Here is a 24,899-nt window from a genome sequence, read left to right as displayed (position 1 = left end):
ATGACGTATATTATTGCTGAAGCTGGTGTAAATCACAACGGATCATTAGAGTTAGCTCAGGAATTAGCTCTGGTTGCTAAACAAGCCGGAGCTGATGCTGTAAAATTTCAAACATTTAAAGCAGAGAAATTAGTAACAAAGAAAGCTGTACAAGCTAATTATCAAATTCATAACCTAGGAGAAGCAACCTCGCAATTTACAATGTTAAAGAATCTTGAACTATCTTTTGAGGAATTTACCAAATTAAAGGATTATTGTGCTGCAATAGGAATTGAGTTTTTATCGACACCTTTTGATTATGAAAGTGTCGATTTTTTAGTACGAGAGACTAAAATGCCTAGTATAAAAATATCTTCAAGTGAAATTACAAACCTTCCTTTTATATATTACATTGCCATCTACAAAAAACCAATTATTATATCAACTGGTATGGCTACGATAGAAGAGATTGATGATGCACTTGCTTATATAGCATATGGGCTTGCTGGTAAGAAGGAAATGGGAGAAGAACATGTTGACAATTTTTACCAATCAAATGAGGCCAAATTATTACTGAATAAATATGTAACTATTCTTCATTGCACTACTGAATATCCTGCACCATTTGATACCATTAATTTAAAGGCCATGGAGCAACTTAGAAGCCTATTTAATGTTAAAATTGGTTTATCGGATCATTCTGAAGGAATAGCTGTACCAATAGCAGCGGTGGCACTTGGTGCAGAAGTGATCGAAAAACATTTTACTCTCGATAAAAAAATGCACGGGCCTGATCATGTAGCCTCTTTAGCTCCTGATGAGCTAAAGAATATGATAAATCATATACGTGAGATAGAACAGGCACTAGGTCATGGTACTAAACGTCCATCTGACATTGAATTATTGAACAGAGCAGCTGTAAGAAAGAGTATTGTTGCATCTTCAAATATAGCTCAAGGTGAAGTGTTTACAAAGGATAATTTAACAATAAAAAGGCCAGGAACTGGAATGAATCCTTCACTATATTGGGGACTAATAGGTAAGAAAGCTACCAAACCATATTATGAGGATGAATTGATTGATGAGTAAGCCAGTAATTATTCTTGGAAACGGTGGTCATGCTGCTGTACTTACCGAAGTATTACTAATGCTAGATCGCGATATATTAGGCTTCACTGCACCGGAATATCAAGGTAACCATTATTCTATTCCATATTTAGGAACTGATGAATGTATTGATCAATACTCTCCGAATGAAGTAGAGCTAGTGTTAGGAATAGGAACCGTACATATCAATCAGATTAGAGAAAAAATTTATAAGCAGTTTAAAGAAAAGAGTTATTCCTTTGCAAGCGTAATACACCCTTCTAGTATTCTATCTTCAACCGTACAACTTGGAGAAGGTGTCCAAATTTTGGCAGGTTCAATTATTCAATCTAAAGCTCAAATTTCTGAGAATTGTATTATCAATACTGGCTCAATAATAGAGCATAGTTGTGAAGTTCATGCACATGTACATATAGCTCCTGGCTGTAAATTATCTGGAGGGGTTACCCTTGGAGAAGGTTGTCATATTGGTACAGGCGCAACAATAATTCAGAATATTACAGTTGGTCAGTATTCGTTAGTGGGTGCAGGAGCTGTTGTTATTAAGAATATTGGCTCATATAAGAAAGTGATAGGTGTTCCAGCAAAGGAAGTGTAGTCTCATGAGAAATTGGAAAAAGACTCTGATTAAAGAGCATCATTCTTTATTAGAAACAATGAAACTTATAGATGAAACTGCTTTACAGTTTGCTATTGTTGTAGATTCCGACAATCGGTTGCTAGGTACTGTAACAGATGGAGATATCCGTAGGGCATTACTTAAAGGTAAGTCACTTACTGTAAATATTAAGGAAGTAATGAATCCAAAACCTACAACCGGAACTGTTTCACAAACCAAAAGACAACATATCAAGATATTAAAAAGTAATAAATTGAAGCAACTACCAATTATTGGTGAAAACAACAAGATTATCGATGTTGTATTAATAGACGATGATAAACAGTCTTTAAAAGAGAATACAGTACTACTGATGGTTGGTGGTTTAGGCACAAGACTAAGGCCTTTAACTAACGATATACCTAAACCTATGCTGCAAGTCGGAGGAAAGCCTTTATTGGAAACGATAATTGAGGGGTTTAAGCAATTTGGGTATTCAAATTTCATCTTGTCTGTGAACTATAAAAAAGAAATTATACAAGATTATTTTCAAGATGGCGAAGCTTTTGGAGTGACGATTAGTTACATCGAGGAAACAAAGCGTATGGGAACAGCGGGTGCATTGTCACTTCTGCCAAGGGTACCTACTGAACCGATGATCGTAATGAATGGTGATTTACTTACACAAATTAATTATGATCAATTAATGCAGTTTCATCTATCACAAAATGCATTAGCTACAATGTGTGTACGTGAATTTGAATATCAAATTCCTTACGGTGTTATTGAGACAGACGATACTAGGCTTACTTCGATTAAAGAAAAACCAATACAGAAAAATTTTGTGAATGCTGGCATATATGTCTTGAGCCCTGAAGTATTCGATTTTATACCAGAAAATCAATTCTTTGATATGCCAGATCTTTTTGAGAGATTAATAGAGGGGAAAAAAAATGCAGCAGTATTTCCTATACGAGAATACTGGTTAGACATTGGTCGCATTGAAGATTTTGAACGTGCAAACGAAGAATACGAGGAGCGTTATAAATGATTTCCAATGTTTTAGCTGTTATTACCGCAAGAGGTGGCTCTAAAGGTGTACCTCGAAAAAATGTTCGAAATTTAGGGGGAAAACCTCTTATTGCATGGACTATTGAAGAGGCGCAAAAGTCTAAGTATATTACAAAACTAATTTTATCCTCCGAGGATAAAGATATTATTGATGTTGCAAAACAATATGGATGTGAGGTTCCTTTTATTAGGCCATTAGAATTGGCTCAAGATGACACGTTAGGTATAGACGTTGTTATACATGCGATGATACAATGTCCTGGTTATGATTACGTAATATTACTCCAACCGACCTCACCATTACGTACCGTGAAAGATATAGATGGTTGTATTGAGTATATGTTTAAGCATGAAGCTGATTATTGTGTAAGTGTAAAAGAAGCAAAAGAATCACCATATTGGATGTACAATATTAACGGCAAAAATCAGATAAGACCATTAATCAAACAAGAGCATTTCGCACTCAGAAGACAAGAATTGCCTCCGGTGTATTTATTAAATGGAGCTGTTTATGTGGCTAAATGTGATAAGCTATTGCAATCGAAAAGTTTTTTGACCGAGGAGACATTAGCATACGTTATGCCAGAAGATCATTCTCATGATATAGATAGTGAGATGGACTTTGCTATGTGTGAGTATATTATTAATACGAGAAAGTAATTAACGTACGTGAAGTTACCGTTAGGAAAGTAATAATCTAGCTTTATTAAATAACTTTGGAATAGATAATTAAGAAACCAAGCCAGATCCGCCACTTATCAATGGCAGTTCTGGCTTGATTAACGAGAACATTTCACCCCCGCACACGCTCCACATACATCCTCGCCACTTGACTCAGCACAGCATCCGTCGTAGAGATCATAACCTGCTTCCAATAGAAATGCGCGATATTATCATGTCCTAGCCGAGCATGAAGCTCCCCAAGCACGGACGCCAAATAAATAGAATGAGGCTGCTCAACATACAACCGCTCGGCAACAGCTACAGCCTTTTCCCACTGCTGATCATTCATCTGCTCCAGAAGCTCTTCCAACAAGCCATCCTGCGAATCTACTACAGCATCAGCTTGCAGCACAGCCGTACCCGACGCACCCCTACCACTCTTTCCCTTAGCCTTTAGCATCACATCAAACACACGCTCGAAATGATCCAGCACATGATCCACGTCGTAGACCTGCACGGAGCGATGGCATTGCTCCTGGCTTGGCAGCTCCAGCTTATCGTCAATAATTCCTTGCATCACCTCACTAAGCTGCTGGCTGTTGCCTCGCTCGAACATCCAGCCGTTAATACCAGACATAACAACTTCCTTCGCCCCATCCGTATCGCTAGCGATAACAGGAATGCCGCGCTGCAGCGCTTCGGTCAGCACCATACCAAAGCCTTCGCTGTTCGATGGTAGAACGAGCACGGACGCTTCCTTAAGGTGTGACCAGACGTTATCCTGCCAGCCCTTCCAATGAACTCTATCTGAGATGCCGTTCATTACGCACCACGCAGTAAAGGATGCACGCTCGTAGCCATCCCCATACAGCTCTAGACTCCAATCTCCCTGCAGCTGCTTGCAGGCATCGAGCAGTGTCGGGATGCTCTTAACCGCAGTATCAATTTGCCCAACGTAGATGATCTTAAGTGATTTGGATCGTTGAATGAGCTGTGCGTCGCTCGCTGGAAGAGGTATGATTGGGTTGCCAACGAAAAATATCGGTGAGTACGCACTCATTGCGCGTATTTTCTGTCCAACTGGATAAGAAATCGCCAAATGAGCATCTGCATCAACAAAATGTGAAGCGGGAGCTTGATACGCTTCAGGTGGGCCATGGATCCAAGAAATAATCGGTGGATGAGCTTCCTTTGGCATGTCGATAAATGCCGAACGAACGATGTAGCTGAAGATAGGCCGGAACGTACTCAGTATAATGTCAGGATAGCCTAGCTGCTCAATAGCGTTCCGATAACGGATGGCGAACACATCACGGTGATCATTCTCTTTTCTATCTCCATTGTATGAGGAACAGATATGCACCTCATCGAGCTGGTCCATCCACGACTCAATAATTGGTGGATCATGGAACATAAATCGAACGCGATGTCCTCTTGCTTTTAAGCCCCGACTAACATGTAGCAGCACCGTCTCGAGACCACCTCGTCCGTAAATTTGATAAAGTACAATATCAATAATCATAAATGCTTCTCCTTCATTAATAATCAAGAAGAATGTCGAAAAAACACACTTCAACTACGTGATCAAAAGGGGTGTTTTCGAGCATTCTCCTACAATGAAATATATGAATTTAAAAGCGCATTATGTGACAAAAACTCAATAAATCCGCACTTTTGTATTCGCTTACAATAAATCGTTGACAATTTGAACCAACCATTGTATAGTCAAGTTGTGGGCCACATATTGACAGCCACACAGCATTTATATGACGAAGGGAATGTTTGCACATGCAAGGAAAAGTAAAATGGTTTAATGCAGAAAAAGGATACGGTTTCATCGAAACAGAACAAGGTGGCGATGTATTCGTACACTTCTCCGCTATCCAAACTGACGGCTTCAAAACTCTAGAAGAAGGCCAAGCTGTTGAGTTCGATATCGTTGAAGGCGCTCGCGGTCCACAAGCTGCAAACGTAGTTAAACTGTAATTATACGGCTAATCTAGCCTCTTATTATAGTGATACAAGAACTTATAGGACTATATGGTTGGTTTCTACCAATCGTGTAGTCCTTTTTCTGTTGTTTATCCGTTATTTCACCTACTGTGATTTTCTTCTCTTAAATTATCAGAAAATTCTAAATAAACTAAAATCTATTTTGTATGTTCACCCTGCATATGCTATAATAAGAATATGTAAAGGAGGAGTGCCACATGATCTATAATATCCGAGGTCAACATGTTGAAGTTACAGCCGCACTTAAGGACTACGCTGAGAAGAAGCTCAGCAGATTGGAGAAATACTTCGATCCATCGATCACCTCCGAGGTTAATGCAACTCTCTCAGTTACTAAAGGACAACATATCGTTGAGGTTACTATTCCGATTTCTGGCATGTTTTTACGTGCCGAAGAGAGAAGCGCCGATATGTACGCTTCTATCGACTTAGTTGTCGATAAGCTAGAGCGTCAAATTCGTAAGCATAAAACCAAACTAAACCGTAAAATCCGTCAATCTGGTGGCAGTAAAGAAATTCTTCAGCCTCAGTCTTCCGCCGTATCGGTGTTAGACGAAGAGGAGGAGTTCGAGCTTGTTCGTACAAAGCGCTTTACGTTTAAGCCTATGGATGTTGAGGAAGCGATCCTGCAAATGAATATGCTAGGCCATTCCTTCTTCGTATTCTCTAACGCAGATTCCAAATCCGTCAACGTTGTTTATAAACGTAGCGACGGCAAATACGGATTAATTGAACAACAATAATAAACATAATATGATCATGAGCAAGGTCGGGTGCAGCAAGCCCGATTCTTGCTCATTTGTAGTTTAAAGGGTTAGTTTTTCTTATAAATCACTACATATTTATATATATTCGTGCCCCGACATTTTGAAAACAACAGCAATGAAAGTTATCCTTATATATATCGAATGGATATAAAACCCTGCCAATACTTGGTTCAGCTGGTATTACCACAGTGCAATACATTGCGATTACTGCAACAAACTGTTAAAATCTTAACCATAAGACGTATAATCGGAAGGGGAAAGCCATGCTCGGATTAGTAAAGAAGATATTTGGTGACTATAACGAGAAAGAAATCAAGCGACTATCCAAAGTCGTTGAGCACATAAATAACATTGAGCCGCAATATCAAGCACTGTCGGATGAGCAGCTGCGTGCGAAAACGGATGAATTTAAAGCAAGACTTGCTAAGGGAGAAACATTGGACGACATACTACCTGAAGCATTTGCAACGGCACGTGAAGCATCTAAGCGCGTACTGAACATGCGTCACTTTGATGTACAGCTGCTTGGTGGTATGGTTCTGCATGACGGAAAAATTGCAGAGATGAAAACAGGTGAAGGTAAAACACTTGTTGCTACACTTCCTGTATACTTGAACGCACTTGCAGGTAAAGGGGTACACGTGATTACCGTCAACGGCTACCTGGCTGAGCGTGATAGTCAATTGATGGGTCAGCTGTATGAATTTTTAGGTCTAACGGTTGGCTGTAACCTGCATGGTCTGACACATGAGCAGAAGCAAGAGGCCTATGCTTGCGATATTACGTACGGTACGAACAATGAATTTGGCTTCGATTACTTGCGTGACAATATGGTGCTGTACAAAGAGCAAATGGTTCAGCGTCCACTTTCTTTCGCGATTATTGACGAGGTCGACTCCATTCTAATCGATGAAGCGAGAACACCGCTTATTATCTCTGGACAAGCTGCTAAGTCTACAGAGCTGTATCATGCTGCGCAGCGTCTTGTATCGCGTATGAAGGAAGAAGTAGACTTTACAATTGATGTGAAGCTGAAAAATGTGATGCTGACAGAAGAAGGGGTTTCTAAATCGGAGCGCGCCTTCGGTATTGAGAACCTATTTGATCATGCCAATGTAACGATCAACCATCACATTCAGCAAGCGTTAAAAGCTAACTATATTATGAAGCGCGACGTTGATTATGTCGTGGAGAATGAAGAAGTTGTCATCGTTGATGAATTTACAGGTCGTCTAATGGCTGGTCGTCGCTACAGTGATGGTCTTCATCAGGCGATTGAGGCAAAGGAAGAGCTTAAGGTTCAGAATGAAAGTATGACTCTGGCAACGATTACGTTCCAGAACTACTTCCGTATGTATCGCAAATTAGCTGGTATGACCGGTACTGCGAAAACAGAGGAAGAGGAGTTCCGTAAAATCTACGGACTTGATGTTATTCAAATTCCAACTAATCGTCCGAATATTCGTCAGGATATGGCGGATGTCGTATATAAAACGGTCGCAGGTAAATTCAAAGCGGTTGTTGAGCAGATCGTGGAGCGTCATAAAAACAATCAACCAGTTCTTGTAGGTACGATTTCCATTGAGAACTCTGAAGTGCTCTCTGAGATGCTGAAGCGTCGCGGTGTGAAGCACAAGGTGCTTAATGCGAAATTCCATGCCGAGGAAGCGGAGATTATCTCTCGTGCGGGCGAGCCTGGTTCTGTTACGATTGCTACGAATATGGCCGGTCGTGGTACAGATATTATCCTTGGTGAAGGTGTCGCGGATATTGGTGGTCTGCATATTATTGGTACAGAGCGCCATGAGAGCCGTCGTATCGATAACCAGCTTCGTGGTCGTGCGGGTCGTCAAGGTGACCCGGGTTCATCTCAATTCTATTTGTCACTAGAAGATGAGCTGATGCGCCGTTTCGGAGCAGAAAACATTATGTCGATGATGGATCGTCTTGGTCTTGATGAGGACCAACCGATTGAAAGTCGTATGATCACAAGAGCTGTAGAATCTGCACAAAAACGTGTAGAGGGTAACAACTTTGATACACGTAAAGTCGTACTTCAATATGACGATGTTATGAATCAACAGCGCGAGGTTATATATAAACAGCGCCGTGACATACTAGAGTCAGATAATATTCGTGATGAAGTTATGAATATGATCAAGCCAGTCATTGAACGTACAGTAGAAGCGCATTGTGTGGGTGACATTCCGGAAGAGTGGGATCTACAGGCTATTATTGATTATGTACATGCTAATTTGCTTGATGAAGGCAGCTTGACTCGTGAGCAGCTGTGGGGCAAAGAAAAAGAAGAAATGATCGACGTCATCTATGATCTAGTTGTTAACATATACGATCAGCGCGAGGAACAGCTAGGCGAAACAACGATGCGTGAGTTTGAGAAGGTCGTGGTACTACGCGCGGTAGACTCTAAGTGGATGGATCATATCGATGCTATGGATCATTTGCGTCAAGGTATCCACCTTCGTGCATATGGCGGTACAGATCCGCTTCGCGAATATCAGTTTGAAGGCTTCGAAATGTTCCAGGTGATGACTGAATCGATTCAGGAAGAAGTAGCCAAGTACATTATGAAGGCTAGAGTAGAAAGCAACCTTGAGCGTCAAGAGGTTGTGAAGGGTCAAACCTCTTCTACAAGCGGTGGCGGTGAAGACGGCGCGAAGCGTCCAGTTCGTCGCGAAGAGCGCGTAGGACGCAATGACATGTGTCCGTGTGGGAGCGGCAAGAAATACAAACAGTGTCACGGCAAATAGAGGGGTAGTTCAAAAAGCACGACTTTGATGACGGTGATATGTGCGCAGTAGCATAATCGACGTCGAATCTTGAACGCTAGCGAAAACTTCGGTGCTCACGTACCAAAAACGTACGTTGCGCTCCTCGTTTTCTACTAGCGTCCAAGCTTCTTGGTCCTGAAAGCCGAGTTTTTGAACCTTTATTGGAAGAGGTAGCTCAAATATCCGACTTTGATGGCGATGCGCCTTCAGGGAAGCATGCTCGACTTCGAAGATGGGGTTCAACCGAAAGCTCCGTTGCTCACGTACCAAAAACGTACGATGTGCTCTTCTGTTTCTAGTATCGTCCCATCTTTTTGGTCCTGAAAGCCGAATATTTGAGCTTATATTGGAAGCGGTAGTTCAAAAATCACGACTGACGATGCGCCTTCAGGGAAGTATACCGAGCATTGTACCTTTATTGAAGTGGACATTCAAAAAACAATTGCTACAGCGAAGCTTAAACCCTCCATAAGCGACCTCCTGACGAAGGAAGGTTCGAGCGATGGAGGGTTTAAGCGCAGCGCTGAAAAATTATAGGAGTTCGATATATGATGATAGATGTAACAGTAAAGCAAGAGCTTCGCGAGATGGTTACAAGACTAGAGACACTTAGGGGGTCTCTTTGACTTAGAGCTTAAGCAAGAGATGATTGCTAACTTCGAAGAGAAAATGTCGATGCCTGATTTCTGGGATGACAATGATCGTGCACAGTCGATCATATCAGAGCTTAATGCCGTGAAATCAGTTGTTGAGGAATACACGAAGCTGCAAAATGAGCAGCAGGATCTAGAAATGATGCTTGAACTGGTCGAGGAAGAGCAGGATGAGGAGATGGCTGGTGAGCTTACGGAAGGTGTAGCTGCTTTATCAAGTAAGCTTTCAGATTTTGAACTGCAGCTGCTGCTGAATCAGCCTTACGACAAGTTAAATGCAATTCTGGAGCTTCATCCAGGCGCTGGTGGTACGGAATCTCAGGATTGGGGGATGATGCTGTACCGCATGTATACGCGCTGGGCTGAGCATCGTGGCTTCAAGGTAGAGCTGCTCGATTACTTGCCTGGTGATGAAGCTGGTATTAAAAGCGTCAGCATACTGATCAAAGGCTACAATGCTTATGGCTATCTAAAAGCGGAGAAAGGTGTACACCGTTTAGTGCGCATCTCTCCATTCGACTCGGCTGGTCGTCGTCATACGTCCTTCGTATCCTGTGATGTCGTTCCAGAAATTGATGATACGATCGAGATTGAGATTCGTACAGAGGACTTGAAGGTAGATACGTACCGTGCAAGCGGCGCCGGCGGGCAGCACGTCAACAAGACAGAGTCTGCTGTACGTATTACGCATATTCCATCCGGGATCATTGTTGCTTGCCAGCAAGAGCGCTCTCAGATTGCCAACCGCGATCGAGCGATGAAAATGCTTCGCTCCAAGCTTTATGAACGTAAGATTGAAGAACAAATGAAACATCTTGCAGAAATTCGCGGTGAGCAATCCGAGATTGCTTGGGGAAGTCAGATTCGGTCCTACGTGTTCCATCCGTACAGCATGGTTAAGGATCATCGTACCTCTGTAGAGACAGGAAATATTGGAGCAGTGATGGATGGAGACTTGGATCCATTTATCGATGGGTATCTTCGCAGTCAAATTAAACAGCAAAGCTAATCGTTATGGGGAGAGTTTCACATTAATGTGCAGCTCTCCCTTTTTAGTTCGTGAACAAAGCAGGTTCCAGCTTTCAGCACCAAGAAGATTGGATGAAGCTAGGAACTGAGGAGCGCAGCGTACGTAGTTGGTACGTGAGCACCGGAGATCTCGGCTGAGTTCAATACTCGATGCCGATTAGACGTTCAGTAATACATCGTGAACAAAGCAGGTTCCCAGCTTTCAGCACCAAGAAGATTGGATAAAGCTAGGAACTGAGGAGCGCAGCTACACATTTTCTCAGAAAATGACTTCGGAAGCATTCGCTTGTTGTTGGTACGTGAGCACCTACAATGTTTTCGGAGAAAACATACGTCGGAAGCGTAGAGTTCAATATTCGACGTCGAATAATCTCCCAGTACCACATCGTGAACAAAGCAGGTTCCAGCTTTCAGCACCAAGAAGATTGGATAAAGCTAGAGATCGAGGAGCGCAGCGTACGGTAATTGGTACGTGAGCACCGGAAGGACTAGCTGAGTTCAATATTCGAAGTCGAGTCCGCTACATCGCATTACATCGTGATCAAAGCTGGAAGGAAGGAAATACATATGAAACGTAATCGAAAGACATTGTCACCCACCATGCACATCATATTGAATATTGCACAGGTGATGCTTGGATCATTCATACTCGCAACTAGCTTTAACCTGTTCCTGCTGCCGAACGGCATTGCATCTGGCGGAGTAGCGGGTATATCTGTGCTAGTCGAGCGTGTCGCGGGAGTGCAGCCTGCTGTGACGCAGTGGGTGCTTAATATTCCACTTTTCCTTGCGGCAATTGTTGTGCTAGGTAAAAAGTTTGGCGCGAAGTCGATCCTCGGCTCGGTTGTATTCCCACTTTTCGTATTGCTCACCTCTTATATTCCTGCACCGACTCACAATCCTTTACTCGCTGCGATCTACGGCGGGATTGGAGTTGGTCTTGGTCTTGCGATAGTGTTTCGAGGCGGGGGCTCAACAGGGGGCTTAGATCTTGCTGCTCAAATGCTGCATAAGCTTACAGGCATTCCATATCATTTGGCGGTTATATGCTTTGATGGTGCAGTCATTATCGGTACGGCGATTATTATATCGCCAGAGGTTGCGCTTTACGCATTAATTTCTTTATTTGTTACAAGCAAGACGATTGATTTCGCGCAAAATGGTCTTCAGCTCTCTAAAGTCGCATTTATTATTAGTGATCGAACGGCGGAGCTGCAGCCGCTTATCTTGAACGATCTAGATCGCGGCTTAACCAATCTTAAGGGCGAAGGCGGCTATACGGGGCAGGATCGCAATGTCATGATGGTGGTTGTATCGCAGCATGAGGTTGTTAGACTTAAGAAAACAGTGGCGAGACATGATCCTAATGCATTTATTATTATCAGCAATACGGCTGAAGTGTTCGGCAAAGGCTTCAAAACATATCAATAAGAGGCTTGAAAAATGGATGAAAATGCGCGTTGTATTTTTATAAGTCGCAATGTATAATAATACAATGTTATGCATATTCATTTTCATGGCCAACTATTGTAAAATAGTGTAGTGATACTATCAATCTATAAATGTTCTAAAAGAGCTAGTGATAGCTTTAATATAATAAAGTTTATGTTCAAAAAGCTTGCCCGGCTTTTTGAACAACCTCATAATGGGTGCTGAAGGGGAGCGGTAAAGACATGGTTAACAAGCTGAGAATTGCAATTGTTGGTTCTACTGGATATGGCGGTGTGGAGTTAATGAGACTGCTGCAGTCTCATCCGAATGCAGAGATCACTTCGGTCATTTCATCCTCGAGCGCAGGCTCGCTTATTACGGAGGGCTATCCTCATTTGCAGGGGATTCGTGAGGAAGTGCTTGACGATGTGGATCCTGAGCTAATTAAGCAGAAGGCTGATCTTGTATTTCTAGCGACACCAGCAGGTGTAGCTTCAAAGCTTGCACCGCAATATATTGCAGCAGGCTTAAAGGTGATTGATCTATCTGGAGATTTCCGTATTAAGGATCGTGACGTTTATGAACAGTGGTATAAAAAGCCTGCAGCAGAGCAAGCGCATTTGGATCAAGCGGTGTTTGGTCTAGCGGAGGTTTACGGAGATACGGTCGTGGATGCGCCGTTCATTTCTAATCCTGGTTGCTTCCCTACGGCAACGCTGCTAGGTATCGTACCTGCATTGCAGGGCGGGCTTATTGATCACAATACATTAGTTATCGATGCGAAGTCAGGCGTGTCTGGAGCGGGTCGAGGTGCTTCGCTTGGTACACATTATTCTGAGCTTAACGAGAATTTTAAAGCATATAAGATTAATCATCATCAGCATATTCCTGAGATCGAGATGGTGCTGTCGCAGGTGGCAGATGAGCAGGTAACAGTAAGCTTTACAACACATCTTGTCCCAATGACGCGCGGAATTATGGCGACGATCTATGCCAAGCTTAACCAAAACGTAACCGAGTCAGACCTTATTAAGCACTATGAGCAATATTACGAAGGTCGTCCATTTGTTCGAATTCGTCCTGAAGGTCAATGGCCTGCGACGAAAGAGGTGTGGGGCTCGAATTATTGCGATATTGGTTTTTCTGTCGACAAGCGCACGAATCGCGTGACCATTATTTCTGTCATCGATAATTTGGTGAAGGGTGCAGCAGGTCAGGCCATTCAAAATATGAATCTAATGATGGGTTGGGACGAAACGCTAGGCTTGCAATTTGTTCCTGTATACCCTTAACGATAAGGAGATCGAGTGTATATGGCAGAAGGGCAGTTTACGATTGTAGAGGAAGGCTCTGTAACCTTCCCGTCAGGATTTTCAGCAGGCGGCTTGCATTGCGGATTGAAAAAAACAGATCGCCACGATCTTGGAGCCATTGTCTGTGAAGTGCCAGCAGCGGCAGCAGCGGTCTATACGACAAATGTATTTCAAGCAGCGCCAATCAAAGTAACACGCGAGAGCATCAACAGCAGCGGCATGCTCCGTGCAGTCATCGTTAATAGCGGTAATGCGAATGCATGCACAGGTAAGCAAGGTGAAGCAGACGCTTATGAAATGCGAAACGTATTTGCAGATATCATTGGTGTTGCACATGAGGATGTAGCGGTTGCTTCTACTGGGGTTATCGGCGAGCTGCTTAAAATGGACCGCGTGCGCTCAGGGATCTCTCAGCTGCCTGCGAAGCTTGAAGCGAGTGAGCAAGGGGCGGAGGATTTTAGCCAAGCGATTCTGACAACAGATCTCGTGAAGAAAACCATTGCAGTAGAGCTCGTTATTGACGGCAAAACGGTACGCATTGGTGGAGCTGCAAAGGGCTCTGGTATGATCCATCCGAACATGGCAACGATGCTTGGTTTTGTAACGACCGATGCGAGCATCGAGCCAGAAGCGCTACAGCTGCTGCTTCGTCAAGTAACCGATCTCAGCTTTAATATGATTACGGTGGATGGCGATACGAGCACGAACGATATGCTCGTGGCGATGGCGAGCGGTTTAGCGGGCAATAATACGCTGAATGAAGCCCATCCTGATTGGGAAGCATTCCGCGTGGCGATGACGCATGTTTGTGTACACTTGGCAAAAGCGATTGCACGTGATGGTGAAGGGGCTACGAAGCTCGTAGAGGTTCGCGTTGAAGGTGCAACAAGCGATGAAGCGGCGCAAGCAATCGCTAAAACGATTATAGGCTCATCACTTGTGAAATCAGCGGTATTTGGCGCAGATGCGAACTGGGGTCGGATTATTGCAGCAGTAGGACGCGCTGGTCAGCCAGTTAATCCTGATACGGTCGATATTGCACTAGGTGATATCGTTACACTGCGTCAATCTTCTCCGGTGGCCTTTGATGAGGAAGCGGCTTTGGAATACTTACAAGGAGATACAGTAGTGATCTCTGTTCAGCTTAATATGGATAACGGAAAAGCAAAGGCGTGGGGCTGTGATTTGACGTACGACTACGTTCGAATTAATGCAGCATATCGCACGTAGTTAGGAGGAAGAAACATGTCTAAACAGCGCTTTGTTATGAAATGCGGCGGCAGTACGCTGGCGGCTTTGCCTAGCAGCTTTTTTGCAGAGCTGCGACAGCTGCAGCAGGATGGGGTAGCCCCTGTTATCGTGCACGGCGGTGGACCAGCGATCTCGGAAACGCTGGATAAGCTCGGGATCGAGACGGAATTTGTTCAAGGCTTGCGTAAAACGAACGATGAGGTGCTCGATGTTGTTGAGATGGTGCTAGCTGGCCGAATCAACAAGGAAATCGTACGCAAGATGCAATCAAGCGGGGCACAGGCGATTGGCCTATCTGGCGTAGACGGAATGCTCATTCAAGCGCAGCCTGTTGCCAATAGTGCGGAGATCGGCTTCGTTGGAGATGTGACGCATGTTAATGCTACAATTGTAGAAGGAATTATGAGCATGGGCTATATCCCAGTCATTGCTCCAATTGGCATCGATGAGAACGGACAGCGCTACAACATTAATGCGGATACGGCTGCGGGTGCGGTTGCATCAGAGCTAGGTGTATCGCGTATGATCGTTGTAACGGACGTCCCGGGCATAATGAAAACAATAGATGGTGAAAAGGTTACACTTCCAAGTGTCACAGTTGCAGACGTTGAGGCGATGATTGCTAGTGGTGAAATCTACGGTGGCATGATTCCAAAGGTACGTGCAGCGATTCAATGCCTTCAAGGCGATGTGCAAGAGGTTGTTATCGTTAGTGGTGCACAGGAAGGTGTGCTGACGCAGGCTGTTAAGGCAGGCGGAGTTGGTACGATCATTAAGCAATAGAGAGGTGTTCGTTATGAGTCAGGAGACAATTGAAGCGACAGGTCAGTCGTTGTTTCCAACCTATGCTAGATACCCGCAGGCTATTGTTAAGGGTGAAGGCAGCTGGCTATGGGACAGTGAAGGCAACAAATATTTGGATTTCATGAGCGGGATTGCGGTAACGAACTTAGGTCATGCACCTAAGGCTGTAAAGGAAGCGCTGGTTGCTCAGCTGGATCAGCTATGGCATATCTCTAATCTATTCCAAATCCCTAATCAAGCGGAAGCAGCAAAGCTAATTACAGACAATAGCTGTGCAGATGCTGTGTTTTTCTGTAATTCGGGAGCGGAAGCGAATGAGGCAGCGATTAAGCTGGCACGCCGCTATCAGCAGAAGGTTAAAGGCAGCGGACGCTATGAGATTATTACATTCCATCAGTCCTTCCACGGACGCACATTAGCAACGTTAACTGCGACCGGACAGGATAAGGTGAAGGAAGGCTTCGGGCCGCTGCCTGTTGGCTTCAAGCATATTCAGCTCAATGATCTTGCTGCATTGAAGGCGGCCATTACATCTGAGACAGCGGCGATTATGCTCGAGATGGTGCAGGCTGAGGGTGGGATTCATCCTGTAGATCGTGACTATATTCAAGCGGTTGCTCAGCTATGCAAGGCTGAAGGAATTCTGCTTATTGTGGATGAGATTCAGACAGGTATCGGAAGAACGGGTAAGCTGTTTGCCTATGAGCATTTCGGTATTGAGCCGGATATTTTCACAATGGCTAAAGGTCTTGGAAGTGGCTTTCCAGTTGGTGCGATGGCAGCGAAGGAAGAACTTCGTGACGCATTCACGGCAGGCAGCCATGGCTCCACCTTCGGAGGAACGCCAATTGCAACTGCAGCTGTTAAGGCAACGCTAGAGACGATCGTTGGAGACAACGTTCCTCAGCATGCTGCGAAGCAAGGCGCATATTTGACAGAGCAGCTGCGCGCGAAGCTGCAAGGAAATTCGTTTGTAACAGACATCCGCGGCTTAGGACTTATTGTTGGTATTGAATGCAAAGAACCGGTTGCTGATCTTATCGTTGAGGCCCAGCAGCAAGGACTGCTTGTCATTACAGCTGGCCCGAACGTAATCCGCTTGCTGCCGAACCTGCTCGTAACGAATGAAGAGATTGATCAAGCGGTTTCGATACTATCAGCGATTTTATCAAAGCGCTAAAAGATATAGATTGCTCGTTATACGCTGATGCGTGCGATGCGCATCAGCTTTAGTCTTGTTTAGTAAATGGAGGGTTTACATATGGTAAGAAGCAAAGAGGAAATTGCACAAAGCATGAAGGGCAGAGACTTCTTGATGCTTGTTGATTATACACCAGATGAGATTCAGTACCTGATCGAGCTAGCCATTGAGCTGAAGGAAAAGCAGAAGGCAGGTCAACCTCATCAACCGCTTAAAGGAAAAACGGTTGGTCTTATTTTCGAGAAATCATCCACTCGTACTCGCGTATCTTTCGAGGTTGGGATCTATCAGCTTGGCGGGCAGGGCTTATTCCTAAGCGGCAATGATCTACAGCTTGGTCGCGGTGAAACGATTCTAGATACCGCACAAGTGCTTTCTCGCTACCTGGATGGCATAATGATCCGTACGTTCGAGCATCGTAATGTGGTTGAGCTTGCTCGTGGAGCTACGATTCCTGTTATTAACGGCTTAACAGATCTATCTCACCCATGCCAAGCGTTGGCTGATTTTCAGACGATTTATGAGAAGCACGGCTCCTTTGACGGCGTGAAGCTTGCGTACATTGGCGATGGTAACAATATGGTACACTCGTTGATGATGGGTGCGGCTAAGCTTGGCGTTGACATGTCGATTGCTACACCTGAAGGCTATGAGCCAGATGAGGACATTATTGCTCAGACGCTTGCAGTCGCTGAGGAAACAGGTGCGAAAATCGTTGTGTGCCGTGATCCGAAGGAAGCGATTGAAGGCGCGAACTTCATCTATACCGACGTATGGGCAAGCATGGGTCAAGAAGCAGAGCAGAAAGAGCGCGAAATCGCCTTTGCTAACTATCAAATCGATGATGAGCTAGTAAAGCTCGCAAGCCCAGACTTTATGTTTATGCATTGCTTACCTGCACACCGCGGCGAAGAGGTAACGGAAAGTGTAATTGACGGTGAGCATTCTATTATTTTTGATCAGGCAGAAAATCGTCTCCATGCGCAAAAAGCGATTATGGCTGCGATTATGTCTTAATATAGGAGGAGTGGTTCAACATGGCAAAGGATAAAATTGTATTAGCCTATTCAGGTGGTTTGGATACGTCTATTATTTTGAAATGGTTAAAGGAAACGTACGACGCAGAAATTATTGCTTTCACAGCAGACATCGGTCAAAAGGAAGAGCTAGACGGACTTGAGGAAAAAGCAATACAGACAGGTGCTTCTAAAGTCTACATCGATGATTTGCAGGAAGAGTTCGCTAAGGACTTTATCTTCCCAATGTTCCAAGCGGGTACGATGTATGAAGGTCAATACCTTCTTGGTACGTCCATTGCACGTCCACTTATTGCGAAGCGCATGGTAGAGATTGCTCGCGCAGAAGGTGCGAAGTACATCGCTCACGGCGCAACAGGTAAAGGAAATGACCAGGTTCGCTTTGAGCTTGGCGTAGCTGCACTTGCTCCAGAGATTGAAATCATTGCCCCATGGCGCTCTGAGCAATTCCGTAACGACTTCCCAGGTCGCGCAGAGATGATCGCATTTGCAGAAAAGCATGGTATTCCTGTAACGGCATCCGCTGCGAAGCCATATTCTACAGACCGTAACCTTCTACACATCAGCTTTGAGAGCGGTATGCTAGAGGATCCTTGGTTTGATCCAAGTGCTGAGGAGAACGAAGAGATGTACGTGCTGAGCGTATCACCTGAGCGTGCTCCTGATGAAGCAGAATACGTTGAGCTTGAGTTTGAGCAAGGTAACTGCGTAGCGATTAACGGCGAGGCAATGACTCCGCTGCAAGTGATGGATAAGCTAAATGAGCTTGGCGGCAAGCATGGTATCGGCCGTGTAGATATGGTTGAGAACCGTTTCGTTGGTATGAAGAGCCGCGGTGTATATGAAACACCAGGTGGGACGATTCTATTTACTGCTCATCGCAAGATGGAATCATTAACGATGGATCGCGAAGTGATGCACTTGCGTGATTCCTTAATCTCTAAATACAGTGAGCTTGTATATAACGGCTTCTGGTTTGCGCCTGAACGCTTGGCGCTTCAAGCTCTTGTTACAGAGTCTCAGAAAAACGTATCAGGTGTTGTTCGCCTGAAGCTATATAAAGGCAATGTTATCGGTGCTGGGGTGAAGAGTCCAGTCAGTCTATACAATCCTGATATTGCAACGATGGAAGCAGATCCTTCTCAAGCCTACGATCAAGGCGATGCAACAGGCTTTATTCGCCTAAATGCACTTCGCTTGAAGGTTTCTGCAGGTGTGAATCAGAATAAATAAATTAAACGACGCGATATAAGCTGAACTGGTAATTGGGCAGACTGTGAAATATTCTTACGATCGCTGTTGTCCCCCAAATTTCTATGATTAAAATTCAAAGTAGAAATTTGTGGACAAAGGCGACCGCTTCGCTTCTTCAGAATCATTTCACATTCTGCTTCAAGAAGCTAGTTGTTCAGCTTATATCACTTGTTATAGGAAGGGAGTTAACACGTGAGCAAGCTTTGGGGTGGACGTTTTACGAAGAAAACGGACCAATTAGTTGAAGAATATACAGCATCCATTACTTTCGACAAAGCGCTTGCTGAGGAGGATATCCAAGGCAGTTTGGCGCATGTGACGATGCTTGGCAAGCAAGGCATCCTGCCACAGGAGGATGTAGAAACGATAAAAGCGGGCTTACTACGCGTGCTTGATCGGATTAAAGCAGGAGAACAACAATTTTCTGTCAGCGATGAAGATATTCATATGAATATCGAGAAGGCGCTTATCGAGGATGTTGGACCAGTAGGCGGTAAGCTGCATACGGGCCGCAGCCGTAACGATCAGGTCGCTACTGATATGCATCTATGGCTTCGTAAGCGCGTCGTTGAATTTGTTGAGCTATTGCGCAAGCTGCAGGAAGCATTGATTGGACAAGCGAAAGCAAATATCGATACGATTGTGCCAGGCTATACACATCTACAGCGTGCGCAGCCGATTCTGTTCGCTCATCATATGATGGCCTACGTGTCCATGTTTGGTCGCGACATCGAGCGTTTGCAGGATAGCTATAAGCGCATCAATGTGCTTCCGCTTGGTGCAGGTGCGCTTGCAGGAACGACGTTCCCGATCGACCGCCATTTTGTTGCAGAGCAGCTGAAGTTTGATCGAGTGTATGAGAACAGCCTCGATGCTGTAAGTGATCGTGACTTTATTCTAGAGTTTTTAGCGGATGCTTCGATCATTATGATGCACCTATCTCGCCTAAGCGAGGAGCTGATTATGTGGTCTAGCACCGAATTCAGCTTCGTTGAACTGGATGATGCATTCTGTACGGGCAGCAGCATTATGCCGCAGAAGAAAAATCCTGACGTACCGGAGCTAGTCCGTGGTAAAACAGGTCGCGTCTACGGAGACCTAATGGGGCTATTGACCGTGTTGAAATCTTTGCCGCTTGCGTATAACAAAGATATGCAAGAGGATAAAGAAGGCATGTTCGATACCGTAACAACGCTGCAAGGTGCATTGCAGCTGTTTGCGCCAATGATCGCGACGATGAAGGTGAACCAAGGTCGCATGCGTCAAGCAGTTAACCAAGACTTCTCTAACGCTACAGACATTGCGGATTTCCTTGTTAACAAAGGACTACCGTTCCGTCAAGCGCATGAAGTCATCGGTAAAACCGTGCTGTACTGTATCGAAAACAATAAATACTTGCTTGATCTCTCGCTTGATGAGTTCAAGCAATTCTCAGAGCTGTTCGATGATCGTATCTACGAGGTTCTGCAGCCAGAGCAAGTGGTTAACGCGCGTAACGTATACGGCGGTACTGCGAAGCCACAGGTAGAAGCAGCTATAGCACGTGCGGAGCAAGCGATGCAGACTACTGCTGCGTGGGTAGCGGAATATCTAGAGCGTTCGCAATAAGTACGACATTTATATGTGAAATCGTACCTCCAACTGCCTAAGGCAGCCAAATGAGAGGTTAACGAATAGAAGAAAAACGAGCATCAGCCTCAAAGCTGATGCTCGTTTTTCTGTGTATAGTCTCCTTAACATAATGAGTATGATCGTACTACCAATTTTACGGTTTAAATTGTATACTTTATGAAAAGGTTGCGTATGATGAAGGGAGGAGAATGAAAGGTGGGGATTGTAATAGACAAACCACGCTTTAATGTTGATCAAGTTAATTCTGCCACTTATGCTTCCAAACGTTTTGGAGAAATAAGAAAAAAAGCTAAACAGCTTCCACAATTCATTTCAGAAAACAATTGTGTGGATACGGTTGTGCTGGATTATAAAGTATATGAAGAAATGTATATGGAACTTCAAGCTTTAAGAGAATTGACTTGGGAACTAGAGATTGCTCGACGTCTTGAAACAGCCGATAGAACGACCCTTCGATATAGCGTGAAAGATGTTCTAAGTGATACTGAATACGAAGAATTCCGTAGCATCGATCCAAACAATATTTCAGATGCGGAATTATTTGAATAGTTATGGTTAAAAAGTTTGAAGTAGTGTTTATAGAAGAAGCAAGAATTGAGTATAAAAATCTTGATGGTTCCATTAAAAAACTTGTTAATGTTGCACTCGCTAAAATGGAAGAACGTGCTGATGTACTTGGTGAAGAGTTAACAAGTAAGCATGGATTAAAGTTAATTGGTTGTAGAAAAATAAAGTTTCGTAAAGCTGGTATTCGAATTGTATATCGGATTGTTGGAGATAAAGCAGAAATTGCTGAGATTATTGTCGTCGGTAAAAGAGAGGATAATGAAGTTTATATAGAGACATTTAAGCGACTAAAAGAATTATGAAAAGATTCCTAGGCTATAGGGATCTTTTTTTGTTCCCAGCTAACCTTCTTTCTAAGGATGGGAGCTGGGTATTTATTTGTTTGGATAAAGGTTCTCCCCCGAGTTAGTGGAGAACAACGATGTTGTGGAAAAGCGAAGCGTTCGCCTTTGTTTGCGGATTTCTACCACAAGAATCAATAATAGAAATCCGCGAACAACAGCGATTGGAACAATATTGTAGTTCGTAACGGCGCAAGCGGCAAGCAGTTGATGCAACACCACTAGAAGAATAACTCGCAGTAACGCTCACAAGAAGTCATACGGCGGTGCATTGCAGGTAGTTGGTGCATGAAGGATACGAGATGCAAGCCTCAAGAAATAGTGCAGCTGAAGACAAGGTCAGGTAACGGTACAACACCTAAGAAGCAGTCCACTCACCACATTACGCAGCCTTTGCCGCTTGTATGCTGTCGATTTCGACATCGCAATGTCTTAAATGAGAAAAATTAGAAAAGTGAAAATTGGCTAATCATCGGAGAACCTTGAAGGAATTAGACATAACCTGTCGAACATATAGTATTGAACTTTTTACAGGATGTGATAGCGTGATAGAAATGCACGATATATGGAAAACGTACGCCGACGGTACGAGTGCACTTAACGGAGTGTCGGTCAAGATAGATCGAAATGAGTTCGTTTACTTAGTTGGACCTTCAGGGGCAGGGAAATCTACCTTCATGAAGCTGATTTACCGCGAGGAAATCCCGACAAAAGGTGAGATCTTCGTGAATGGCTTTAATATCGGGAAGCTGAAGCAGCGCAAAATCCCGTACGTACGCCGTAACATTGGCGTTATCTTTCAAGACTTTAGACTTTTACCGAAACTAACAATCTATGAAAATGTAGCCTTTGCTATGGAAGCTATTGAAGCGCCTCGGAAGGTGATTAAGAAGCGTACGATGGAAGTGCTGGAACTTGTCGGATTAAAGCATAAACATAAGAGCTTCCCGTCCCAATTATCCGGTGGAGAACAGCAAAGGGTGTCTATTGCCCGGGCAATTGTGAATAATCCGGCGGTTATTGTCGCGGATGAGCCGACAGGAAATCTTGATCCAGATACATCTTTAGACATTATGAATCTACTTGAAGAAATTAATTTCCGCGGGACGACCATTGTCATGGCAACGCACAATAAAGAAATTGTCAACTCGATGCGCAAGCGCGTCATTGCTATTGAACATGGCAATATTGTGCGCGATGAGCAAAGAGGGGAGTACGGATATGAAATTTAGCACGTTAACACGACACATTAGAGAAGGCTTCAAGAGTATACTGCGTAACGGCTGGATGTCCTTTGCTTCTATTACTTCGATTTTTATCTCTCTCTTAATTTTGGGAGTATTTATACTATTAGCTTTAAATATGAATGCAATGGCTTCACAGATCGAAAGCCAAGTTCAAATCCGAGTGTTTCTCGAAACAGACGTCGCAGAAGATGTAGTTGCAGACCTTCAAAAGCAGGTAGGCAATATTCCTGAAGTAAGCAAGCTAATTTATGTGTCCAAGGAAGAAGGACTAGCCCAGCTACGTGATCGAATGGGTGAAGATAATAGTGATTGGCTTGAAGGCTATAACAACGAGAACAACCCACTTCCGATTACTTTTACGGTGGAAGTATTTGAACCTAAGCTTGTAAAAAGTGTAGCAGATCAGATACATAGCATCGCCGGAACCTATGAGACCTCTCCAGTTGCGGATGTAAAGTATGGTCAAGGTATTGTTGAAACGTTGTTTAAGGTAACGGATGCCATTCGTAATGCTGGTTATATTGTTGTTGCTGCGTTATCAATAACAGCGGTACTGCTTATCTCCAATACGATTCGTATGACGATTGTTGCGCGTCAGCGCGAGATCAGCATTATGAAAATGGTTGGAGCAACAAATTCATTTATTAGATGGCCATTCTTTGTCGAGGGCGCCCTAATTGGGGTCATTACCTCTGTCTTAACAACAGCCATTGTACTCATTGGATATGATCAAATTATTAATGCTTTTCAATATGAACTGTCTTTCTTAACGATGCAGCTGCTGCCTGTTAAGGAAGTAATGGCGCTAACGTCGCTAACGATGATTATCCTCGGCTCCTTTATTGGAATCTGGGGTAGTGTGATGTCTGTTCGAAAATATTTGAAGGTGTAGGTGAAACAATCGTGTCCATGAAAAAGGTAGCTGCATATACGCTGACTGCTGCACTGCTTGTGTCCTTAAGTGCACTTTCACCAAGTAGTTATGCCACAACTGCATCGCAGATTACGAAGCAAATCGAAGAAAAGAATCGGGAAAAGGCTGCATCAGAGCAACGTGCAAAAGAAGCAGCTGCAGAAGCAGCGCGTGTAGCGAAAGAGCAGCAGCAAGTGACGGACGAAAAGGCGCAGCTTGAAGCAGAACGTGACAAGCTCATGGCAGAAATTCGTGAGCTATCTAAGGAAAAAGAAAAAACAGAAGCAAAAGTAGATGAAGCAGAAAAACAGCTAAAGCTAACGGAGCAGGAGCTGGAAGAAGCCATTGCACAGGTTGAGAAGCAGGACGAGCTGATGCAGAAGCGTACACGCTTAATGTACAGCAATGGTGTCGTTTCTTATCTTGAGGTACTGTTAAGCGCTACGAGCTTTAGTGATTTTCTAGATCGATTCGATTCCTTGCAAATTATTCTTCAATCTGATCGTGAAATGCTAGATTCCTTTAAAGATGCGCAGCAGGAAGTAGAAGATAAGAAGCTGCAAGTGGAGACACAGCTTGCCGAGCTTGAAGCGATGTATGAGGACCTTAAGCGTGAAGAGCAAGTATTGATTAACAAGGAAGCAGAGAAGGAAGAGCTGATTACAAAGCTTGGCAAGAAGTATGAAGAGCTGCACGAATTGCACGAGGAGCTTAGTGAAATTACGGAAGAAGAGGAACGTAATCTAGTTAAGATAGCCTCTGATCTATCTAAGCTTTATGCGGAGAAGAAGCGTCTAGCTAATCCATATTCTGGTGGAAAGCTAGGTATGCCGATCGATTCTAAGTATCGAGTTACTTCTAATTTTGGCATGAGAATACATCCGATAACAGGCAAGAAAAAGGCACATAACGGAACGGACTTTGGTGCTCCATCAGGCACACCGATTTATGCGGCAGAAGCTGGGATTGTTATCGTTGCTAAATACACGAGCGGTTACGGCAATACTGTAATTATTGATCATGGTAATGGCTTATGGACGTTATACGCTCATATTAAAAACAATGGTATTCTTGTTAAAGAAGGCGAGGAAGTGAAGCGCGGAGATAAGATTGCTTTAGTAGGCAGCACGGGGAATTCTACGGGACCGCATTTGCACTTTGAGGTTCGTAAAAACGAGGTTCCGGTCAATCCGTCTAACTACTTGAAATAGGTTGTTGCACAGTAGGCTGTCTATC

At 43.9% G+C, this 24,899-nt stretch carries 22 protein-coding genes; 21 read left to right on the top strand and 1 reads right to left on the bottom strand.

Features of this window, described 5'->3' with window-relative positions:
- Genes neuB through NSQ99_RS01460 form a run of 4 tightly spaced genes read left to right on the top strand, consistent with a single transcriptional unit; the run spans position 1 to position 3,415 of the window.
- The gene (gene neuB, locus NSQ99_RS01475; RefSeq protein ID WP_340834550.1) at positions 1-1,068 is read left to right on the top strand and encodes an N-acetylneuraminate synthase; all 1,068 of its coding nucleotides are present in this window, start codon (positions 1-3) and stop codon (positions 1,066-1,068) included.
- Positions 1,061-1,684: an acetyltransferase gene (locus tag NSQ99_RS01470; RefSeq protein WP_340834548.1), complete on the top strand. Its 624-nt coding sequence runs from the start codon at positions 1,061-1,063 to the stop codon at positions 1,682-1,684. The genes neuB and NSQ99_RS01470 overlap by 8 nt, the downstream gene beginning before the upstream one ends.
- A 4-nt stretch (positions 1,685-1,688) precedes the next feature.
- Positions 1,689-2,735, top strand: a complete 1,047-nt coding sequence (locus NSQ99_RS01465; protein ID WP_340834546.1) for a nucleotidyltransferase family protein — start codon at positions 1,689-1,691, stop codon at positions 2,733-2,735.
- Positions 2,732-3,415, top strand: coding sequence for an acylneuraminate cytidylyltransferase family protein (locus NSQ99_RS01460; RefSeq protein WP_340834544.1), 684 nt, complete (start codon positions 2,732-2,734; stop codon positions 3,413-3,415). Before NSQ99_RS01465 ends, NSQ99_RS01460 begins: the two co-directional genes overlap by 4 nt.
- A 133-nt stretch (positions 3,416-3,548) precedes the next feature.
- Here NSQ99_RS01460 and NSQ99_RS01455 read toward each other — a convergent pair whose 3' ends face one another.
- A complete protein-coding gene (locus NSQ99_RS01455) occupies positions 3,549-4,940 on the bottom strand; it encodes a glycosyltransferase (RefSeq protein WP_340834542.1) in 1,392 nt (463 codons plus the stop codon).
- Positions 4,941-5,206: 266 nt separating this feature from the next.
- Between NSQ99_RS01455 and NSQ99_RS01450 the strand changes: the two genes are divergently transcribed.
- The 17 genes from NSQ99_RS01450 (at position 5,207) to NSQ99_RS01370 (ending at position 24,874) form a co-directional block, all read left to right on the top strand.
- Complete coding sequence (locus tag NSQ99_RS01450) at positions 5,207-5,404, top strand: cold shock domain-containing protein (RefSeq protein WP_251671400.1); 198 nt, start codon at positions 5,207-5,209, stop codon at positions 5,402-5,404.
- 224 nt (positions 5,405-5,628) lie between these two features.
- The gene (hpf, locus tag NSQ99_RS01445) at positions 5,629-6,174 is read left to right on the top strand and encodes a ribosome hibernation-promoting factor, HPF/YfiA family (RefSeq protein ID WP_251671398.1); all 546 of its coding nucleotides are present in this window, start codon (positions 5,629-5,631) and stop codon (positions 6,172-6,174) included.
- 287 nt (positions 6,175-6,461) lie between these two features.
- The gene (gene secA / locus NSQ99_RS01440; RefSeq protein ID WP_340834538.1) at positions 6,462-8,969 is read left to right on the top strand and encodes a preprotein translocase subunit SecA; all 2,508 of its coding nucleotides are present in this window, start codon (positions 6,462-6,464) and stop codon (positions 8,967-8,969) included.
- Between the two features lie 572 nt (positions 8,970-9,541).
- Positions 9,542-10,652 (top strand): peptide chain release factor 2 gene (gene prfB, locus NSQ99_RS01435; RefSeq protein ID WP_340838711.1). Its coding sequence is split into 2 segments (ribosomal slippage): positions 9,542-9,613 and positions 9,615-10,652, totalling 1,110 coding nucleotides; the frame shifts between segments, so codons are not numbered across the junction.
- 587 nt (positions 10,653-11,239) lie between these two features.
- Positions 11,240-12,103, top strand: coding sequence for a YitT family protein (locus tag NSQ99_RS01430; RefSeq protein WP_340834536.1), 864 nt, complete (start codon positions 11,240-11,242; stop codon positions 12,101-12,103).
- A gap of 242 nt (positions 12,104-12,345) precedes the next feature.
- Complete coding sequence (argC, locus tag NSQ99_RS01425; RefSeq protein WP_340834534.1) at positions 12,346-13,395, top strand: N-acetyl-gamma-glutamyl-phosphate reductase; 1,050 nt, start codon at positions 12,346-12,348, stop codon at positions 13,393-13,395.
- Positions 13,396-13,416: 21 nt separating this feature from the next.
- Positions 13,417-14,646 (top strand): bifunctional ornithine acetyltransferase/N-acetylglutamate synthase, encoded by a 1,230-nt coding sequence (gene argJ / locus NSQ99_RS01420; RefSeq protein WP_251671384.1) that lies wholly within the window; start codon positions 13,417-13,419, stop codon positions 14,644-14,646.
- Between the two features lie 15 nt (positions 14,647-14,661).
- Complete coding sequence (gene argB, locus NSQ99_RS01415) at positions 14,662-15,450, top strand: acetylglutamate kinase (RefSeq protein WP_251671382.1); 789 nt, start codon at positions 14,662-14,664, stop codon at positions 15,448-15,450.
- Positions 15,451-15,463: 13 nt separating this feature from the next.
- The gene (locus tag NSQ99_RS01410) at positions 15,464-16,651 is read left to right on the top strand and encodes an acetylornithine transaminase (protein WP_251671379.1); all 1,188 of its coding nucleotides are present in this window, start codon (positions 15,464-15,466) and stop codon (positions 16,649-16,651) included.
- Between the two features lie 81 nt (positions 16,652-16,732).
- The gene (gene argF / locus NSQ99_RS01405; protein ID WP_340834528.1) at positions 16,733-17,689 is read left to right on the top strand and encodes an ornithine carbamoyltransferase; all 957 of its coding nucleotides are present in this window, start codon (positions 16,733-16,735) and stop codon (positions 17,687-17,689) included.
- Positions 17,690-17,709: 20 nt separating this feature from the next.
- Positions 17,710-18,942 carry an argininosuccinate synthase gene (locus NSQ99_RS01400; protein ID WP_251671375.1) on the top strand — a complete coding sequence of 411 codons (1,233 nt, stop codon included), beginning with the start codon at positions 17,710-17,712 and terminating at the stop codon, positions 18,940-18,942.
- A gap of 213 nt (positions 18,943-19,155) precedes the next feature.
- Positions 19,156-20,571, top strand: a complete 1,416-nt coding sequence (gene argH / locus NSQ99_RS01395) for an argininosuccinate lyase (protein ID WP_251671373.1) — start codon at positions 19,156-19,158, stop codon at positions 20,569-20,571.
- A gap of 219 nt (positions 20,572-20,790) precedes the next feature.
- Complete coding sequence (locus NSQ99_RS01390) at positions 20,791-21,144, top strand: hypothetical protein (RefSeq protein ID WP_340834525.1); 354 nt, start codon at positions 20,791-20,793, stop codon at positions 21,142-21,144.
- A gap of 2 nt (positions 21,145-21,146) precedes the next feature.
- Positions 21,147-21,464 carry a type II toxin-antitoxin system RelE family toxin gene (locus tag NSQ99_RS01385; protein ID WP_340834524.1) on the top strand — a complete coding sequence of 106 codons (318 nt, stop codon included), beginning with the start codon at positions 21,147-21,149 and terminating at the stop codon, positions 21,462-21,464.
- Between the two features lie 584 nt (positions 21,465-22,048).
- Positions 22,049-22,735: a cell division ATP-binding protein FtsE gene (ftsE, locus tag NSQ99_RS01380; RefSeq protein WP_251671367.1), complete on the top strand. Its 687-nt coding sequence runs from the start codon at positions 22,049-22,051 to the stop codon at positions 22,733-22,735.
- Entirely contained in the window at positions 22,725-23,642 is a 918-nt protein-coding gene (gene ftsX, locus NSQ99_RS01375) for a permease-like cell division protein FtsX (protein ID WP_340834521.1), read from the top strand. Before ftsE ends, ftsX begins: the two co-directional genes overlap by 11 nt.
- A gap of 17 nt (positions 23,643-23,659) precedes the next feature.
- Positions 23,660-24,874 (top strand): murein hydrolase activator EnvC family protein, encoded by a 1,215-nt coding sequence (locus tag NSQ99_RS01370; protein ID WP_340838710.1) that lies wholly within the window; start codon positions 23,660-23,662, stop codon positions 24,872-24,874.
- Positions 24,875-24,899 lie beyond the last annotated feature (25 nt).

The sequence above is a fragment of the Paenibacillus sp. FSL W7-1287 genome (assembly GCF_038004245.1).
Taxonomy (GTDB): domain Bacteria; phylum Bacillota; class Bacilli; order Paenibacillales; family Paenibacillaceae; genus Pristimantibacillus; species Pristimantibacillus camelliae.
This window is presented reverse-complemented; position numbering and strand designations above follow the sequence as displayed.

What these genes read in the sequence shown, in the direction of transcription:
- ftsX (WP_340834521.1), top strand. Translation starts at nt 22,725, where the DNA reads ATGAAATTTAGCACGTTAACACGACACATTAGAGAAGGCTTCAAGAGT.
- secA (WP_340834538.1), top strand. Translation starts at nt 6,462, where the DNA reads ATGCTCGGATTAGTAAAGAAGATATTTGGTGACTATAACGAGAAAGAA.
- argC (WP_340834534.1), top strand. Translation starts at nt 12,346, where the DNA reads ATGGTTAACAAGCTGAGAATTGCAATTGTTGGTTCTACTGGATATGGC.
- NSQ99_RS01470 (WP_340834548.1), top strand. Translation starts at nt 1,061, where the DNA reads ATGAGTAAGCCAGTAATTATTCTTGGAAACGGTGGTCATGCTGCTGTA.
- neuB (WP_340834550.1), top strand. Translation starts at nt 1, where the DNA reads ATGACGTATATTATTGCTGAAGCTGGTGTAAATCACAACGGATCATTA.
- argF (WP_340834528.1), top strand. Translation starts at nt 16,733, where the DNA reads ATGGTAAGAAGCAAAGAGGAAATTGCACAAAGCATGAAGGGCAGAGAC.
- NSQ99_RS01410 (WP_251671379.1), top strand. Translation starts at nt 15,464, where the DNA reads ATGAGTCAGGAGACAATTGAAGCGACAGGTCAGTCGTTGTTTCCAACC.
- argJ (WP_251671384.1), top strand. Translation starts at nt 13,417, where the DNA reads ATGGCAGAAGGGCAGTTTACGATTGTAGAGGAAGGCTCTGTAACCTTC.
- NSQ99_RS01455 (WP_340834542.1), bottom strand. Translation starts at nt 4,940, where the DNA reads ATGATTATTGATATTGTACTTTATCAAATTTACGGACGAGGTGGTCTC.
- NSQ99_RS01385 (WP_340834524.1), top strand. Translation starts at nt 21,147, where the DNA reads ATGGTTAAAAAGTTTGAAGTAGTGTTTATAGAAGAAGCAAGAATTGAG.
- argB (WP_251671382.1), top strand. Translation starts at nt 14,662, where the DNA reads ATGTCTAAACAGCGCTTTGTTATGAAATGCGGCGGCAGTACGCTGGCG.
- NSQ99_RS01430 (WP_340834536.1), top strand. Translation starts at nt 11,240, where the DNA reads ATGAAACGTAATCGAAAGACATTGTCACCCACCATGCACATCATATTG.
- NSQ99_RS01460 (WP_340834544.1), top strand. Translation starts at nt 2,732, where the DNA reads ATGATTTCCAATGTTTTAGCTGTTATTACCGCAAGAGGTGGCTCTAAA.
- NSQ99_RS01465 (WP_340834546.1), top strand. Translation starts at nt 1,689, where the DNA reads ATGAGAAATTGGAAAAAGACTCTGATTAAAGAGCATCATTCTTTATTA.
- NSQ99_RS01400 (WP_251671375.1), top strand. Translation starts at nt 17,710, where the DNA reads ATGGCAAAGGATAAAATTGTATTAGCCTATTCAGGTGGTTTGGATACG.
- NSQ99_RS01370 (WP_340838710.1), top strand. Translation starts at nt 23,660, where the DNA reads ATGAAAAAGGTAGCTGCATATACGCTGACTGCTGCACTGCTTGTGTCC.
- hpf (WP_251671398.1), top strand. Translation starts at nt 5,629, where the DNA reads ATGATCTATAATATCCGAGGTCAACATGTTGAAGTTACAGCCGCACTT.
- NSQ99_RS01450 (WP_251671400.1), top strand. Translation starts at nt 5,207, where the DNA reads ATGCAAGGAAAAGTAAAATGGTTTAATGCAGAAAAAGGATACGGTTTC.